Genomic DNA, 18,123 nt, shown 5'->3' with positions numbered 1-18,123 from the left:
TATCACCACCTATAATAGCTCCTTAGCTCTTTTCACCAAATCATATAATTTATTCATTGTTTCTAATGGTGTCATAGACATAATATCCATTGAAGCTATTGATTTTAATAAGGTTTCTTTCTCTATATCTGTAAAGTTCAGTTGCATCTGCGGTTCAAAGAAATCTTCTTTTTGTTTTTTGCTTTTACCGGTTTTTAGATGCGTGTTAGCAGTCTCTTTAATTGTATCTACAGCTACTTCTGAAGCATCATTATTAGATGTATCATTATTACTTGCGGCTACCCCATCAAGTTTGTCATGAATTTTATTATCTTCAAGAGAAGATAATATCTCTTTAGCTCTATCTATAACCCTAATAGGAAGCCCTGCAAGTTTTGCAACTTCAATACCATAAGATTGATCTGCCCCACCTTCAACTATCTTTCTAAGGAATATTATTGTGTTATTCACTTCCTTAACTGCAACTGAAAAGTTCTTAACACCCTTAATATCTTTTTCTAATCTAGTAAGTTCATGATAATGTGTAGCAAATAATGTCTTGCATTTTAAGCTATCATCCTTTGTCATGTACTCTATCACTGACCAAGCTATGCTTAATCCGTCATAAGTACTAGTACCTCTTCCTACTTCATCTAATAGCACCAAGCTTTTTCTAGTTGCATTATTTAGGATATTTGCAACTTCCCACATCTCTACCATAAAGGTACTCTTTCCACCAGCTAAATCATCAGATGCTCCAATTCTTGTAAAGATCTTATCACATACAGATATGTTGGCATAAGATGCTGGAACAAAGGAGCCTATTTGAGCCATTAATGTAATTAAGGCCACCTGTCTCATGTAGGTAGATTTACCAGCCATATTAGGACCAGTTATAATGAGTAGCTGTTCATCATTAATATCTAATTTTGTGTTATTAGATATAAATTCACCTTTAGAAATCACCTGTTCTACAACCGGATGTCTTCCCTCTTTAATATCTATAACATCTGCTTCATTAATCAGTGGTTTTACGTAATTATTATTAATAGCTACATTAGCTAAGGAACACAAACAATCAAGCTCAGCTATTATTTTCGCAGTATGCTTCATTCTATCTATTTCTGCTTCAATCTTATCTCTTATTTCAACAAAAATGCTATATTCTAAACTTGTTAGTTTTTCTTCAGCTCCAAGAATTTTTTCTTCCATTTCTTTAAGTTCTTGAGTAACAAATCTTTCAGCATTTGATAAGGTTTGTTTTCTAATATATCTTCCTTCAGGAATAGATGAATAATTAGCTTTCGATATTTCTATATAATACCCAAAGACTTTATTATAGCCGACCTTTAGAGATCTTATGCCGGTGAAATCTCTCTCCTGATTTTCTAACGCAGCAATCCATTCTCTACCATGAATTTTTGCTTGCCTTAGCTCATCAACTTCTATTGAATAACCACTTTTTATTATATTTCCTTCCTTTACAGAAAGTGAAGGTTCATCAGCAATTGAAATATCAAGTAACTCGCTAACATCTTCTAATTCATCAATGCTATTATAGAATTTTGAAAGCATTGATGAATTACAGTCTTTTAGTAATTGCTTCAAATTAGGTATCTTTTGAAGTGATACCTTTAAAGATATCATATCTTTAGCATTTACATTGAAGTTAGCAATTTTACCAGTGATTCTCTCTATATCGTATATATCCTTTAATGTTTCTTTGAGCTGCTCCATTAAATATAGGTTATTATGTAATTCCTCTACACCACTTAGTCTATCTTCAATTAATGATTTTACTATTAGGGGCTGATCTATCCATCTTCTAATTTCTCTACTCCCCATAGCTGTTGAGGTTTTATCAAGTACCCATAAAAGAGAGCCTTTTTTTGTTTTCTCTCTAATATTTTCTGTAAGCTCTAGATTTCTTCTTGAATTAGTATCTATAGTCATAAAATCTACTATTGAGTAGGTATCAATTCTGTTCAAGTTACTCAAAGACATCTTCTGAGCATCTATTACATATTTAATTAAACCTATAGAACTATATAAAGAGAATGAATCTAGTTTTTTCTTTTCATCTCCAAATTGAGAAGATAATAAGTCATTGTCATCCTCTTCAAAATAGCCTACAGGCTTTCTTGTGATTAGAGCGTTACAACTATCGGTTATAGAAGAAATTAAACTTGTATCTTCTAGTATATTTAATATTATCTCCTTAGGAGAGAATTTTGATATCTCATCTAAAATAATATTTTCATTATATTGAAAACTTGTAGTCAAAAAATCACCAGTAGATATATCAGTTGTGCTTAATCCTACAGTGTTTTTTGAAGGATCTACAAATATACACATTATATAATTGTTCTTAGATTCATCTATGTAATTTGAGTCACTATATGTACCAGGAGTAATTATCTTAATAACATCTCTTTTAACAAGCCCCTTAGCTAGAGCAGCATCTTCAACTTGCTCACATATAGCTACCTTAAAACCTTTAGCTATAAGCCTTCCAATATATGAATTTGAAGCATGATATGGTATCCCACACATAGGAGCTCTACTTTCGAGTCCACAGTCTCTGCCAGTAAGAACAAGCTCTAATTCTTTGGCTGCAACCTCTGCATCTTCAAAGAACATCTCGTAGAAATCTCCTAATCTGAAAAACAGAATGCAATCTTTATAATTTTCTTTTATCTCCATGTATTGCTGCATCATTGGAGTTAATGCCATAGTTAAACCTCCTTAAACGAAAAAGCTCTTATAATAAGAGCTTTATACTTCTTCACCTACAAGAGAAAATGATTGTGCTTTTGTTATTTTAACATTTACAAGCTTTCCTACGCTTTCCTTGCAACCGTCAAAATTAACAAGTTTTCCATTTCTAGTTCTTCCCATAAGTCTGTTATCATCATTTTTACTTGTGCCTTCAACTAGAACTTCAACAGTCTTTCCTTCATATGTAGAGTTCTTCTTTGCAATAATTTCATTTATTGCATCTACTAATTTGTTAAATCTAGCATGTTTTACTTCATCTGATATTTGGTTTTCCATTCTGTCAGCTGGAGTATACTTTCTTCTAGAGTATATAAAAGTAAAGGCTGAATCATATTCTACTTCTTTTACTAAATCTAGAGTGTCATTAAAATCTTCCTCAGTTTCTCCTGGGAAACCAATAATTATATCTGTAGAAATAGCAACATCTGGTATTTCTTTTTTTATCTTTTTAACTAATTCAATATATTGTTCTTTAGTATAACTTCTATTCATTTCTTTAAGAACTCTAGAAGAACCACTTTGAACAGGAAGATGTATTTGCTCACAAAGCTTATCACATTCTTTTATTGCCATTATAACATCTTCAGTAAGATCCTTAGGATGTGAAGTCATAAATCTTACTCTTTCAAGTCCATCTATTTCGTTTATTCTTCTTAAAAGACCAGCAAAAGTAAGCTCTTCTTCTAAGCCGTTTCCATAAGAATTTACATTTTGACCTAGTAAGGTTATTTCTTTATAACCTGCTGCTACTAGTTCCTTTATTTCTTTTTCTATATCTTCTGGCTTTCTGCTTCTTTCACGTCCTCTTACATATGGTACTACACAGTAAGTACAGAAGTTATTGCATCCATACATTATTGTAACAAAAGCTTTTATATCGCTTTTTCTATCTATTGGAATGCCTTCTACTATTTGCTCTTCTTTATTAACAATTTCTTTTACCTGAACCCCTTGTTGCTTAACTGTATTTAAATATTCAGGGAATTTATAAGCATTATGTGTTCCAAATATAATATCTACATAAGGGAACTTACTAAGAACTGTATCTGCCATATCTTTTTGTTGCATCATACATCCGCATATAGCAATTATAAGTTCTGGTTTCTTTGCTTTTAGAGCTTTAAGTGCACCTAAATTTCCAAATACTTTATTTTCAGCATTTTCTCTAACACAACATGTATTAAAGATTATGATTGATGCGTCATTTTTTTCCTCAGTACGTTCATATCCAATTCTTTTTAGCATACCTGAAAGCTTTTCAGAATCTTCTTCATTCATCTGACAGCCCCATGTTTCTATATAATATTTATCCATTACGTTACTCACTATTTTATTCCTCCAATTATTCAATTCTTTAATATTATACTGAATTTGTGAAGATTTTTAAAGTGTTTATACATAAGTTTCACTAAATTAATTACATATATTGTGGTAAAAACAAATATTTTAAAGCTTATGCTACAAAATTTACCAAAACTTATTGACTTGTTTTTCCCTTTTAACTGATAATAATAGATAATCAATTATCATATTAGAATAATAATGAATTGGGGGTATAATATTTATGAAATTTTCTAAACGCGCGAGTAGCATTAAAACTTCTGAAATAAGGGAGATCTTAAAACTGATTGAGAATCCAGAAATTATTTCTTTTGCTGGAGGGCTACCAGCACCTGAATTATTTCCTAAAGAAGAAATAATAAAATTAACAGCTGAGGTAATTAATAACGAAGGGAATGAAGCACTTCAATATGGTACCACTGAGGGATACAATCCACTAAGAAAGGCTATACTTGAGCAAAGACTTAATCCTTTTGGAATAACAGGAACAATTGATAATATCTTAATAACCAGTGGATCTCAACAAGGTCTAGATTTTACTGGGAAGCTATTTATTGATAAAGATGATGTAATTATTGTAGAAAAGCCAAGCTACCTTGGTGCTATAAACGCTTTTAGGGTTTATGAAGCACAATTTGTAGAAGTTTCTATGGATAAGGATGGTATGGTTATCGAAGAGTTAGAAGAAAAATTAAAATTGTATCCAAATGCAAAATTTATATATACCATTCCAGACTTCCACAATCCCTCAGGAATAACTATGTCTTTAGAAAGAAGAAAGCAACTTGCTGATATAGCTAGTAAATATAAAGTGCCAGTATTAGAAGATAGTCCATACGGCGAACTTGTACTTGAAGGAGAAAAACTTCCGCCTATAAAAAGCTTTGATACAGATGGATATGTTATATATTTTGGTACTTTCTCAAAAACATTTTGCCCAGGATTAAGACTTGGCTGGATTTTTGGTGACGAAAAAGTAATTAATAAATACGTAACTTTAAAACAAAGTTCTGATCTTCAATGCAGTTCATTAGATCAAAGAATAATTGCTTATTATTTAAATAATTATAATTTAGATAACCATATAGAAAAGATTAAAAATGTTTATAAAAGAAGAAGAGATCTAATGTTTGATTGTATGGACGAATTTTTGCCTAAAGAAATAAAATACACTAGATCTAAGGGTGGTTTATTTACTTGGTTAGAATTAAGACAAGATATAGATACTGTAAAGCTACTAGAAGAAGCATTGAAATTTAATGTGGCTTTTGTTCCTGGAAGTTCTTTTTTTGCTAATGGAGGCCATAATAATTACTTGAGACTAAATTATTCAAATATGCCTGAAGATAAAATAGTTGAAGGTATTAAAAGATTATCAAGACTTTTAAAAGAATATTATAAAGAAAGTTAAAATTTCTATTGTGTTTTAAGTCTGTTACGCATACTTATTCATAGATATATATTAAATATAATTTTCTAAAGAATAAATAAAATCCCTTCTTATTGGAATAATAAATAAGGAGGGATTTTTTATGTATGATTTAAAACAAAATCAAGAAACTAATGACGCCTCTAAGGAAACAGACTTAAATAAAGAAAATGACTCAAGAAACATAGGTGACAGAGCATATTACAGAAGTCATTTAACTGACAGTGTATTATACACTAAGTCGTCCTATGTTCCAACAGAATCCCTGTTCTAAGAAAATGAGCAATAAGGTAGTAATATTGCTACTTTATTGCTCCCAAATGCCAACTGTGTTCACAAATTTAAACCCGTTATTTAAATAAAGCTTTTTAGCTATTTCATTCTTTTCATCAACTCTAATATAGATGTTTTTAATACCTCTATCATAGCAAACATTCATTAAATGATTAAGTAGACATGTACTAAACCCTTTTCCTCTTTGCTCTTTTACAATACCTAAATTAACAATAAAATAACTATCGTTATTGAGTATTATTTGTCCATAACCTACATGATCATCATAACTTTTTATAAAAACTGATGCCTTTTCTAAATAATAGTCTTGGCACTGATCATAGTATATATCATCTATTGTTAATGGAATTCTGCTATCATCTTCGAAAATATTATTCTGCAAATTGCATCTTAAATTTTCGTCTTTATTATTTTCCATAAAACTAAAGGTTATATTAGCAGTAACTTCTTCTTCATGTTTATTTTCAATGGATTTTTCCATAAGCAATGTTTCACCAGATTTTTTAAACCCTAGCGTAGTTAATATTATATTATTTAAAGTATTATCTTCACACTCATATATAAAGAGACCCTTTGAGAAGAAACTAGGTTTCTCTGTACTTTCTTCTAAAGTTTTTGATAAATTAGCTGTGTTATTTACTACAAAATCCTTTATCGAATAAGTTTTTTCATATATCTGCTCAAACCAAAAGTAACCTATAACCTTTTGGTTTAAATATATAAATCTGATATTTCTAAGTAGTAGCAATCTAAAGAGTGGTAGTTTAGATTTATAGAATTTAATAAAACTATTATTAAAGGAATTAAAGCTTTTAGAGCTTTCAAATAAGTTAATTAGTCTATTTTTATCAAAACAAAATCTCTTAATTTTTATCATACCATTATGTCCTTTACATTATTTACCTAATAATATTTTAATATTGTTCTTGGAACAAATCAACTAACTATATTGAAATATGTTATTTATATACCTCGATTTAGAAGAAATAAAAGTTCTATGCTTTCATATATAATAAAAAAGCAACAGAATTATCTGCTGCTTTTAGGCTATACATCTTTAATGCTTAAACCAATACGTTTATTTTCTTTTTCAACTTTGATTATTCTAGCTTTAACTAACTCTCCTACCTTTAACACTTCTGAAGGATGATTAATTTTGTTAAAGGATATTTTAGATATATGAGCTAATGCATCAACACCAGGTTCTAATTCAAGGAACGCACCAAAATCATTAAGTCTAGCTACCTTACCTAAAACTATACTTCCCTCAGGATATTTCTCTTCAATATCCATCCAAGGATCTTGAACTAATGCTTTAATGCTAAGAGATACCTTTTTCTTTTCAATATCTAAAGCAATAACTTTAGCTTTTACAGTTTCACCAACTTTTAACACATCTGATGGATTATTTATTTTGCCCCAAGAAATTTCAGATATATGGACTAAACCATCAATACCATTTACTTCAACAAATGCTCCAAAATTAGTAAATCTTTTGACTATGCCATCAACTATATCTCCTACATTTAGCGAGTTAAGAGCATCTTGCTCACGTTGATGTTTTTCTTGTTCTAATAATACTCTTCTTGATGCAACTATTCGGATATGTCTCTCTTTTTCAACTTCAAGAAATTTAACTTCTAGTTCCTTACCAACAAAATTATTGAATTCTCCAGTATATCTTATATCTAATTGAGATGCAGGAATAAATACTCTAAGTCCTTTAAAGGTTGCAACTACTCCACCGTTCACAACTTCAGTTACTTTTACAGTTACTATATCTCCATTTTTGAATGCTTCCAAAGTTTCATCAAAGGCCTTTTCTTTTTCTAATTCAATTCTTGATAGAACAACATAACCTTCTTCGTTTTGTAGCCTTAAAACCTTAGCATCTACTAATTCTCCAACTTTAAAATGTTCTGATAGTTTTGACTTAACACCGTCATTAAACGAAATTTCTGAATTAGGGATTACACCGTCAGCTTTATATCCATCAATAGCAACAATTAACTCGTTTTTAACTATTGATAAAATTTCACCTTTTAATATTTCACCTACATGTATCTTTTTTGTAGATTTCTCCATCAATTCTAGCTGTTCATTATATTCGCTGTTATTCATAGTCATTTTATCAATAACCTCCTTAATTATCCAGTCAGGTGTAGAGGCACCTGCGGTTACTCCTATAGTACTGATAGAATTATCATTTAGTAGTTCTTTAGGTAATTCTTCTAAATTTTCTATGTGAATAGTGTTTTCACAGTTACTTCTACATATTTGAAATAACTTTGTTGTATTTGAACTATTTTTTCCACCAATAACAATCATTGCATCAACTTTTTTTGATATCTCTTCAGCGCTTCTTTGCCTTACATCAGTGGCTGAACAAATGGTATTAAATGCAAGAACATCAGTGCTTTTTTCATTAACTACATTTAATGCCTTATCCCAGTTGGCTTTTTTCTCAGTAGTTTGAGAAACTATACAAATTCTTTCAGGTAGATTATCATTGAATTCACCACTTTTTGTAACCATAGCTTCGTTATTACACCATCCGTTAATTCCAACAACTTCAGGATGATCTTTATCGCCTACTATGATAATATTGTATCCTTCATCATGATATTTATTTACTTTCTTTTGAATATTAGTAACATATGGGCACGTAGCATTTACTACAGTTAGCCCTTTATCATTTAATTTATCAACTAATGCTTTAGGAACACCATGTGAACGAATTACAACTACATCATCGTTAGCTAAGGAATCAATATCATTGATATCAATAGCAAAAATATTATTATCTTCTAACATTTTAACCACATCGTTATTATGTATTAAAGGTCCAATTGTAAAAATTTTTTTATTATATTGCTTTTGAACTTTTAGAGTTTCATCTACAGCTCTTTTAACTCCAAAACAAAATCCAGCACTTTCAGCTAATAATATTTCCCTCATATTTTTACCTCATACTAAATTCTAATCCATTATTTATATACTCACAAATTTTGTTAACAACCTGATCTATATTTATTCCAGTAGTATCCACTTCTAGCGCATCATCTGCCTTAGTTAAAGGGTCAACTTCTCTATTACTATCTAAATAGTCTCTTTGAATTATATCTTTAAGGATGGTACTATAATCTACTTCGAGACCTTTAGCTTTTAGTTCTTCATAACGCCTTGTTGCTCTTTCTTCTGGACTTGCTGTTAAGAAAAATTTAAAAGATGCATCCTTTAAAACTACAGTGCCTATATCTCGACCGTCCATTATTACGTCATACTTTTTAGACATATTTCTTTGAAGTGTTACGAGTCTAGTTCTAACTTCCTTGATTGATGCATATGCAGAAACATTTTTACTGATATTAGGTACAGTCAACTGTTCATTTATATTAACATCGTTTAGATATAATTCATCATTCTCAAAATGCATTTCCATAGTATCTATTAAATTGCATAAAGCCTCTATGTTTTCGGGAGGTATATCCTTTTCTAAAGCTTTATATGTAACAGCTCTATACATCGAGCCAGTGTTTATATACATTAAGTTATATCTTTTAGCCACAATTTTAGCTATTGTGCTTTTACCTGCACCAGCTGGGCCATCAATAGCAACTGATAATCTCAATTAAATCGTCCTCTCTCTATGTAGTTTTCTTTCTGATTATACCACATTTTATGAAATTCAATAAATATCTTTTCTGATAAACGAAAAAATCATTTGTAACTATTCGTTTACGTGAGTTCCTGCTATATAACCAGTTGAAAGTGCAATTTGAACATTATACCCACCGGTAAATGCGTCAACATCAATTACTTCTCCAGCAAAGAATAAATTTGAAATAATCTTTGATCTCATAGTGGATGGGTCTATTTCTTTTGTATCAACACCACCAGCAGTAACGATAGCCTCTTCAATAGGTCTTAGACCTTTAACAGTAAAACTGAAGTTCTTTAGTAGATTTACGAGTTTTCTTCGTTCTTCCTTAGTTACTTCATTTACCTTTTTATCACCGGATATCCCGCTCAAATGAATTATTGTTTCAATAAGTCTTTTTGGTAATAAATCAACCAAAGAATTTTTAAAATCTTTATTTATATACTTTTGAAAATCTTTCTGTATTCTTAAATCTAACTCCTTATCATCTAAGGCTGGCTTTAAATCTAAAGATGCTGTATATGTAATCCCGTCACTTTTAACAAATCTGCTACCACTTAGAACTACTGGTCCTGATATCCCGAAATGTGTAAAAATCATTTCGCCAAAATCTTTGAATAGTACCTTTTTTCCGTTGCTTATTGTAAATTCTATATTTTTAAGCGAAAGCCCTTGTAACTCTTTTACCCAGTCTTCTTTAATTTCTATCGGAACTAAAGATGGCTTTAGATCAATAATCTTGTGACCTAATTTTCTTGCAAAGTTAAAACCTTCTCCAGTAGATCCAGTAAGGGGATATGATTTTCCTCCGGTACACAAAATGAAACTGTCGCCTTCTATTACTTTGCCGTCAGTTAAAGCTACTGCCTTTATAACATCGCCTTCAGTTATTATCTTACTAACCTTAGAATTAAGCATTACTCTAACTTTAGCTTCATCCAAAGCCCTGCTAAGACCACTTATAATATCTGAGGATTTATCTGATTCAGGAAAAACTCTATTTCCTCTTTCAATTTTAAGTTTAACTCCTAGTTTTTGAAAAAAATTCATAGTATCTTCATTTGTAAAAGTATATAAAGAACTATACAAAAAATGTGGATTACCAGGAATCATATCGAAGAAATCACTAATGTCCTTAGCGTTAGTAACATTACATCTCCCTTTTCCAGTAATAAAAAGTTTTTTACCTAATCTATTATTACCTTCTAATAAAATAACTTGATTATCTTTAGCAGCAGAAATAGCCGCCATCATTCCCGCTGGTCCAGCACCGATAACAATAACCTTACTCATGTGTATTACTCCTTCTATAAAAATAGCTAATTTATTTTTTATTAATGATTTATATACGCAAAATTTAGTATGCAAATAAATTCTGTCTTTTTACTGTATTACTATAAGGTATTTATAAAAGCATAGGGATATCTAAATTTATCTAGTTTGGAATTTTATAAAACTTTCTTAAACAGTAAAAAGAGGCAAAATAGCCTCTTTATCTAGATTCATTACCATTTTTATTGTATGAATATACATGATATTCCTTCCAAAGGCTTTCAAGATCAGCAAAAGTTTTGGATATCTTTTCTTTTTCTCTCATTCCAACTGCTATTATTAGTGCATTTATAATACTTAGTGGTGCTACAAGAGAATCAACAAAAGATGCCATGTTACTTTGTGCGATTAAAGTATAATCAGCCTGTGAAGCTAATGGTGAAAGTAAACTATCTGTTATTGCAACGACCTTAGCGTTTCTAGATTGTGCAAATTCAAGTGCATCTATAGTTTTAACAGCATACCTTGGAAATCCTATTCCAATTACTAAATCACCATCTCCAATATTAATCATCTCTTCGAAAACATCACTTATACCATTACCTATTATTTTAACATTATCTAATATTAAGTTTAGGTAAAAGCCTAAGAATTCTGCTAGTGCTGAAGAACTTCTAAGACCGATTATATAAATTCTTTTGGCAGTAAAAATATTATGCACAACATCTTCAAAGGTTTTATGATTTGTTTTCTCTAAAGTTGCTCTTATATTTTCCATATCAGCTTTTAAAACGCCTTTAAGAGCATTTTCTTCACTAATATAGTCATTTGAAAGCTGTAATCTTTGAACTGACGTCAACTTGTTTTTTATAAGTTCTTGAAGCGCTTTTTGCAGCTTTGGATAGCCACTAAATCCTAATTCATTTGCAAATCTAACAACAGTAGATTCACTAACCCCTACGCTAATTCCTAATTTTGCAGCAGTCATGAAAGCCGCTTTATCATAATATTTAAGTATGTATTCAGCAATTAGTTTTTGACCTTTACTTAAACGTGGAAATTTTATTTGTATTAATCTCATTAAATCGTGATTATCGTTGATACTCATACTAGCTATCCCTTCTTCCATTGCAGATGATAAAATGCAATATTTATTTCATTTTATCATCAAATATGAAGATATTCAATATTGTAGAAACTTATTTCTTTTCTATAACAACTAGTTCTGGTGGGCAATTAGTGCGATTTAAATATTCATGATGCATTACACCAAAGAACTTTTTATCAAGATTTCTTGCAAAATTTATTACTTCTGAGCTTTCTCTTTTTCCTTCAGTATGTCCGTTATATAATGCAATAGTTATTATACCTCCAGAAGATAAAAGCTTAATCGAAGCCTTTAAACTTTTAAGTGTTGAATCTGTAAGTGTGGTAATCTCTTTGGAACCACCAGGTAAAAAACCAAGGTTAAACATGACACAATTAACCTGTTGGGTTACATACTTTTCTATGTACTCATGGGAATCCAATATAAGCTCTACATTATCTTTTTTCTTTAACTTGTAAGTACTAACCGCTTCTTCTTGAATATCAAACGAATATACTTTTTTAAAGTTATCGCTTAGGAAATCAGAATCATAACCATTTCCTAAAGTTGCATCGATAGCAATGTTTTTTTCGTCTACAAAATTATTAATTATGTAATGGGTAATGCTGCTTATATCTCCAACATACTTAAACATTCACTCACTCCTATAGAGATTTTATATAATCTAATTCAGCCTCAGTTAGTTCTCTAAAATTGCCTTTTTCTAAAGTTCCAAGTCTTATTTCACCAATACTTTCCCTAGTTAGTTCAAGCACTTCATGATTTAAAGCTGCACACATTTTTCTGATTTGCCTATTTTTACCTTCATGAATTTGAAGTCTAACTTTTGAACGGTCTTCCTGAATTTCAATAACTTCTATTTTTGCATCAGCTGTTATGTATCCACCTATATCTATACCGCTTTCGAATCTACGTATATCATCCTTTGAAAACATTCCCTTTACGATAGCAACATATGTCTTAGTTATTTTTTGCCTTGGGTGAATAAGTTTATTATATATTTCCCCATCATTGGTAAGAAGTAATAGACCTGAGCTATCAAAATCAAGCCTTCCTATTGGAAATATTCTTTCCTTAATTCCAATCAAATCAATTACTGTTTGTCTATCGTGTTCGTCTTTTACAGAGGAAATATATCCTTCGGGTTTATTAAGCATGATATATCTTTTTTTCTCCTCAGGTCTTATTTCCTTTCCAGAAACTTTTACTAAATCTTTATCACAATCAATTTTTGTTCCTAATTCTTTTATAATTACATCATTTACACTTACTATACCTGAAAGTATAAGTTCCTCACACTTTCTTCTAGATGCAACACCACATCTAGCCATAAACTTTTGAAGTCTTTCTTCCATAATTATCACCTCTAATAATCCATTCTAATAAATAACAAAGAGGATTTCAATAAATATTATTGATTTACATTTCCTGGAAAATAATTTGCAGTGATTCCTTTGATTTTGATATACTAAAAATATATATTTATAAGAACAGTTTTTATTAGATATTATTTATTGAGTTCGCTTATCAAAATTAACTGCTCTTATGTTGAAACGAAAGGATTACTAGCATGGAAAAATTATTATTTGGAATCTCAGGGTTGCCTATTGGCGATGGAAAAAATAAATTCACTTATAAAACTGGAATAGAATATCTTCATTCAATAGGCCTTGATGCAATGGAACTACCCTTTGTGCGTTCGATAAATGTAACTGATAAAAATAGACAATCTATTTTAGATATAAAAAATGAAAAAAACTTCTATTTATCTGCACATGGATCTTATTTTATAAACTTAAATGCTATAGAAGAAGAGAAAAGAGAGAAATCAAAGGAAAGAATAGAAAATGGAGCAAATGCCTTAAAAAATGTAGGAGGAAGAAGCCTTGTGTTTCATCCAGGATATTATTTAGATTCTACCAATGAAGAAGCTTTTAATAATATAAAGGAAGAACTTGAAAGTCTATCATATGAAGGAGTAGACTTTAGATTAGAAACAACAGGAAAACCTACTCAATTTGGTTCTTATGATGAGATTGTAAGACTTTGCAAGGAGATACCAACCTGTAAAATATGTGTTGATTTTTCACATGTTCATGCACGAGGGAATGGTATCTTAAAGGATTATGATGATTTTGCAAAAATATTAGATCTTATAGGTACTGAACTTGGAAAAGAAGCAATTGAAGATATGCATATACATCTTTCAGGTATTGCATACACAATTAAAGGTGAAAAAAATCACTTACCATTTGAAGAAAGCGACTTTAACTATAGGGATTGCTTAAAAGCATTTGTGGACTTTAATGTAAAAGGCTGTATCATTTGTGAAAGTCCTATATTAGAAAACGATGCCTTACTGCTAAAGAAAATTTATGAATCATTATAATAATAAAAAAATCGCTGAAGTGACTTTTCAGTGATTTTTTTGCGCATCTGCCTTTCCAAATGCATATGTGGAAACTTACAGGCGACACATTCTCCTTATTTTATTCTTTGACTTATACTATTAAGTCTGTTGCGCATTCTTATCCGCAGGGCTAATTGAATTATAATTCCTAAAGAATAAATAAAGCCATAGGCAAAATGCCTATGGCCTTTTACTAGCAGCGGAATGAACCTAACAATAATAATAAAAATAATGGGTTATTGTAGTAACCACCAAAACCACCGCCACAGCCACAATTATTAAACCCAGCACCACATCCCATTGGGCCATAATTGAATCCATTGCCACAGCAGCTATTACCACAACAGTTATTTCTACAACAATTATTTCCTCCACAGCAACATCCGTGTCTTCTTGACAAGTAAATCACCCCATCTCTTTTGTATAGTATATAGTATTCAATTATGTTATAAATTGACAGTAATTTTAATATTATTTTATATTATGCTTTTTATAGAGCTTATTAAGCTAAAAAACATGAAATATTACATATAAATATGGTTATATTGATAAAGGCGTACATATGTTTTATAATAAGTATAATGGAAATGAGGTGTTTTTATGTCGCAAAATCGTAATAGGATGGTTGCTCCAAGAAATGTTGTAAACATAAAACAGATATATATTTTTTATATATTGAAAGAATTAGCTAAAGGTAAAGAGGTTTTTGGCAATAGAATTTTAGAAGATTTTAGAGAAGCTTTTGTAAATAATAATTTACCACTGCCAGTATCATCGAGCACTGTTTATGATACTTTGTATGACTTAGAAACTAGAGGTTATGTAAAAAGTAAGTGGGAAGGTGATGAATTCCTCAATAAGAGAAGTAAGAAAATATATTCTATAACTGATGCTGGCTTATTATATTATACTACTCACGTAGCAGATTATATTGATAATATTAAGAAAACAAAAAGTCTTCTAGACCAGCTTATTTATATGCTACAGAAATAAATAAACTATGAAATTCTTAGCAAGATACGCAAAAAAATCACTGAAGAAATCCCTTCAGTGATTTTTTTATGTTATGGTGTATAGAATATTTGAGTTGCCATTACTTTACCGTTTTCGTAAGTAACACCTATACCTATTTGTGTATAGCTTTTATTTAATATATTTGCTCTATGGCCTGGTGAATTCATCCAAGATTGTACAATACTTTGACCACTTGCTACGTCTTCTACTCTTTGACCTGAAAGACTCATTGTATAAATATTCTCACCTATATAAGAATATCTCCAACTATCCCTTTGAGCAATATCAGATATATAACCGTTCACTGGTGATTTATGATCAAAATAATTAAGTCGAATCATTTCCTCACTCTTGCTTCGTGCATATTTAGCAGCTGTTGTATTTATAGTTAATGGAGCTAACCCAATCTTTTGTCTTTCTTGATTTGAATATTTCAAGATATCAGCTTCTATTGTTGACATATATTGTACACCAGTGCTGCTTTGGTTAGGTTGAGCTTTATTTGTTCCTGAGCCATTACTATTTGTTCCTGTACCGTTGGCATTTGTTCCATTTGACTGATCAGTTGCTGGCGTATTATATTGCGTTCCGCCATTTTGTGTTCCTCCACCTTGCTGATTAGGAATAGGTTGTGTTGCAGGTGGAGTATTTGGAGCTGTTTGAGTTTGAGGCGCTTTTGTACCAGAATTATCATTTGTTCCAGCAGTATTGTCATTTGGCGCACTATATGTGCCATTAGGATTTTGTGCAGTTGTATTCTTTTTAGTAGTAGTACATCCAGTAAACATAACTACAGCTGATAAAAAACAGCTGATAACTATAAACTTTTTCCTCATAAAACACCCTCCTATTAATTTTAAAGTATTTATTCTTAAATATTTTGCCCTTTTTTTATTACTATATGTTCTTTTATTAAATATTCAATTAGGGAGTTATATAAGTAATTTCTAATAACTATTATAATTTTAAGATTTTTTCTTAAAAAGGTTTTATTTACTGTATATAAAATCATAAAAATTTCAAGCTAGCTAAACCAAGATATTTCAGTAATTTCATATTTTTTGTATCCTTATAAATAGAAAAATTTAAAACTTTTTAAAAAGTTTATTTTCTTTAGATAATGTTGCTATAGTCATAAATAAATCCATTGAAATAGCTAAAAGTATTAGAATGATAAATACAAAAGAAGTATCTTTATAAAATAAAAAAAACTTATTTATCATTGGATGAATGAAAAACATACCTAATAAACTCAAAATCATCCAATAGAATGAAAACTTCGCACACACTAATCCATTATAATTGGCTCTTTCATTTGAATAATCCCAATAAATCTTGTTAAAAAACTTTTTTAGATAATAGCCACTTAAATACTCTATGAATGTAGGAATTAATAAGCAAATAATCATTGCAAGTATAATGTTGTTATGAATAACGTCATTAAGTAAAACTAAAGTAGAAAAAGCAAAACCATACATAGGTTTATATGGGCCGTATAAAAAGCCATCTTCTTGGAATCTCTTAAACAGATGATAGCAGTACAAGTTTTCAATTATCCATCCAAGAAAAGAGTAAATTATAAAATTAAATCCTACAGAAACAAAAAAACTCATTAATTTTGCCTTCTTTCTAAAATATAATTTAGCTTATTTTTGGCAAAAATTAATGAATTTATTTACTGATTTATATAGAATATTTTTTATTTTAAAATGTATAATTTCATGTATGTACCTTAAAATAGAATTTGAGTTTAAAAACTAACCTTCAATTAACATATTTATACAACAAATTTTTCTATAACTTCTGAGATTGCATCATGATCATTGTCTCTAATAGTTATATAGTTTGCAACTGATTTTACATAATCTTTTGCATTACAAACAGCAACTCCAAGTCCTGCTTTTTTTATCATCTCAATATCATTTTCGTCGTTACCAACAGCAATGCATTCTTCAAGAGAATAACCGTAATGTTTAGCTAATACCTCTAGAGAACTTCCCTTACTTAATCCCTTATTAGTAATTTCTATTCCGCTTAGTCCAGATGAAACTATTTCTAAATCAAACATGTTTTCAAATATATCTCTTATAGCATTTACATTACTAGTGTTATCATCATAAATCTCAAATTTAGATATCCTTGGAGTAGAATCTAATATAAAACTTTTAGCATCTCTTATCATCTTCAATTCCATTCTATACTCAACTGGTAAAGTCAAATTATGTTCATTAAACTTTTCGGCAAATGGATGAAGTTTTTCAGAATAAATTATATCCTCTGAAAAAAAGCTATAAAAAGTATCCTTAAAATCCTTTCTTAGTATATCAATCATAGTGATCAATGCATTATTATCCATTGAACCATAAGCTAGCTCATTATGGTTATGATCTAGAATTATACTTCCGTTACAAGCTATAATAGGTTGATTTTTTGGCATATCTTTAATAATATATTTTAAAGCAGATGGAATTCTTCCAGATGAGATAACTACTTTAGCACCAAGCTCTGCAGCTCTTTTTACTGCTTTAAGGTTTCTCTCTGTAATTTGTCTTTCCTCATTTAAAAAGGTACCATCCATATCTATTGCAATTAGTTTATATTTCATTAACGTTCCCCCTAAATCCTTATCAAAATTGAAATGTCCTATTAAAGATTATAATGAAATTTTAAGTATAAAAAAAGTTATTTTCTGATTTAGAAACTTTTTGCCTAAATAAATATAGTTAAAATTTACACAATTCCTGTATTTTTAATACTATAATATGTTCATTGTTATTCTCTTACAATAAAAAACAAGCTTATTATTTATAAAGCATACTTAATATAAAAGGCAGTAG

At 29.9% G+C, this 18,123-nt stretch carries 17 protein-coding genes; 4 read left to right on the top strand and 13 right to left on the bottom strand.

Features of this window, described 5'->3' with window-relative positions:
• Positions 1–9: 9 nt before the first annotated feature.
• Positions 10–2,712, bottom strand: coding sequence for a DNA mismatch repair protein MutS (gene mutS, locus J3477_RS00605; RefSeq protein WP_206867630.1), 2,703 nt, complete (start codon positions 2,710–2,712; stop codon positions 10–12).
• A 42-nt stretch (positions 2,713–2,754) separates the two neighbouring features.
• Entirely contained in the window at positions 2,755–4,071 is a 1,317-nt protein-coding gene (gene miaB / locus J3477_RS00600) for a tRNA (N6-isopentenyl adenosine(37)-C2)-methylthiotransferase MiaB (protein WP_206869608.1), read from the bottom strand.
• Positions 4,072–4,315: 244 nt separating this feature from the next.
• Here miaB and J3477_RS00595 point away from each other — a divergent pair, with 244 nt between their 5' ends.
• Positions 4,316–5,509: an aminotransferase-like domain-containing protein gene (locus J3477_RS00595; protein ID WP_206869602.1), complete on the top strand. Its 1,194-nt coding sequence runs from the start codon at positions 4,316–4,318 to the stop codon at positions 5,507–5,509.
• Positions 5,510–5,630: 121 nt separating this feature from the next.
• On the top strand, positions 5,631–5,801 hold the full coding sequence (locus tag J3477_RS00590; protein ID WP_206867629.1) for a hypothetical protein: 171 nt from the start codon (positions 5,631–5,633) through the stop codon (positions 5,799–5,801).
• A 33-nt stretch (positions 5,802–5,834) separates the two neighbouring features.
• Here the strand turns inward: J3477_RS00590 and J3477_RS00585 are convergent, their stop codons facing one another.
• The 7 genes from J3477_RS00585 to J3477_RS00555 all read right to left on the bottom strand — a co-directional run bounded on the left by J3477_RS00585 (position 5,835) and on the right by J3477_RS00555 (position 13,217).
• Positions 5,835–6,698 carry a GNAT family N-acetyltransferase gene (locus J3477_RS00585; RefSeq protein ID WP_206867628.1) on the bottom strand — a complete coding sequence of 288 codons (864 nt, stop codon included), beginning with the start codon at positions 6,696–6,698 and terminating at the stop codon, positions 5,835–5,837.
• Between the two features lie 170 nt (positions 6,699–6,868).
• Positions 6,869–8,779: a bifunctional 4-hydroxy-3-methylbut-2-enyl diphosphate reductase/30S ribosomal protein S1 gene (locus tag J3477_RS00580; protein ID WP_206867627.1), complete on the bottom strand. Its 1,911-nt coding sequence runs from the start codon at positions 8,777–8,779 to the stop codon at positions 6,869–6,871.
• 4 nt (positions 8,780–8,783) lie between these two features.
• Positions 8,784–9,452: a (d)CMP kinase gene (gene cmk, locus J3477_RS00575; protein WP_206867626.1), complete on the bottom strand. Its 669-nt coding sequence runs from the start codon at positions 9,450–9,452 to the stop codon at positions 8,784–8,786.
• Between the two features lie 99 nt (positions 9,453–9,551).
• Positions 9,552–10,775 carry a BaiN/RdsA family NAD(P)/FAD-dependent oxidoreductase gene (locus J3477_RS00570; protein WP_206867625.1) on the bottom strand — a complete coding sequence of 408 codons (1,224 nt, stop codon included), beginning with the start codon at positions 10,773–10,775 and terminating at the stop codon, positions 9,552–9,554.
• Between the two features lie 199 nt (positions 10,776–10,974).
• Positions 10,975–11,862, bottom strand: coding sequence for a MurR/RpiR family transcriptional regulator (locus J3477_RS00565; RefSeq protein WP_206867624.1), 888 nt, complete (start codon positions 11,860–11,862; stop codon positions 10,975–10,977).
• A gap of 91 nt (positions 11,863–11,953) precedes the next feature.
• Positions 11,954–12,496 (bottom strand): tRNA 5-(aminomethyl)-2-thiouridylate-methyltransferase MnmM, encoded by a 543-nt coding sequence (gene mnmM / locus J3477_RS00560; RefSeq protein ID WP_206867623.1) that lies wholly within the window; start codon positions 12,494–12,496, stop codon positions 11,954–11,956.
• Between the two features lie 10 nt (positions 12,497–12,506).
• Entirely contained in the window at positions 12,507–13,217 is a 711-nt protein-coding gene (locus J3477_RS00555; RefSeq protein WP_206867622.1) for a pseudouridine synthase, read from the bottom strand.
• A 215-nt stretch (positions 13,218–13,432) separates the two neighbouring features.
• On the opposite strand from J3477_RS00555, the gene J3477_RS00550 reads away from it, so the two are divergent.
• Positions 13,433–14,251: a TIM barrel protein gene (locus J3477_RS00550; protein ID WP_206867621.1), complete on the top strand. Its 819-nt coding sequence runs from the start codon at positions 13,433–13,435 to the stop codon at positions 14,249–14,251.
• 214 nt (positions 14,252–14,465) lie between these two features.
• Here the strand turns inward: J3477_RS00550 and J3477_RS00545 are convergent, their stop codons facing one another.
• Complete coding sequence (locus J3477_RS00545; protein ID WP_206867620.1) at positions 14,466–14,672, bottom strand: hypothetical protein; 207 nt, start codon at positions 14,670–14,672, stop codon at positions 14,466–14,468.
• A 200-nt stretch (positions 14,673–14,872) separates the two neighbouring features.
• Between J3477_RS00545 and J3477_RS00540 the strand changes: the two genes are divergently transcribed.
• Positions 14,873–15,265, top strand: coding sequence for a PadR family transcriptional regulator (locus J3477_RS00540; RefSeq protein WP_206867619.1), 393 nt, complete (start codon positions 14,873–14,875; stop codon positions 15,263–15,265).
• 71 nt (positions 15,266–15,336) lie between these two features.
• Here the strand turns inward: J3477_RS00540 and J3477_RS00535 are convergent, their stop codons facing one another.
• The 3 genes from J3477_RS00535 to J3477_RS00525 all read right to left on the bottom strand — a co-directional run bounded on the left by J3477_RS00535 (position 15,337) and on the right by J3477_RS00525 (position 17,891).
• On the bottom strand, positions 15,337–16,122 hold the full coding sequence (locus tag J3477_RS00535; protein WP_206867618.1) for a CAP domain-containing protein: 786 nt from the start codon (positions 16,120–16,122) through the stop codon (positions 15,337–15,339).
• 249 nt (positions 16,123–16,371) lie between these two features.
• Positions 16,372–16,899, bottom strand: a complete 528-nt coding sequence (locus tag J3477_RS00530) for a putative ABC transporter permease (RefSeq protein WP_206867617.1) — start codon at positions 16,897–16,899, stop codon at positions 16,372–16,374.
• A 164-nt stretch (positions 16,900–17,063) separates the two neighbouring features.
• Positions 17,064–17,891, bottom strand: coding sequence for a Cof-type HAD-IIB family hydrolase (locus J3477_RS00525; RefSeq protein WP_206867616.1), 828 nt, complete (start codon positions 17,889–17,891; stop codon positions 17,064–17,066).
• Between the last annotated feature and the right edge of the window lie 232 nt (positions 17,892–18,123).

Origin of the sequence: Clostridium zeae (genome assembly GCF_017312485.1) — a bacterium.
GTDB lineage: Bacteria > Bacillota > Clostridia > Clostridiales > Clostridiaceae > Clostridium_AR > Clostridium_AR zeae.
Note: the sequence above shows the minus strand (reverse complement) of the source record. Positions and strands in the feature narration are given on the sequence as shown.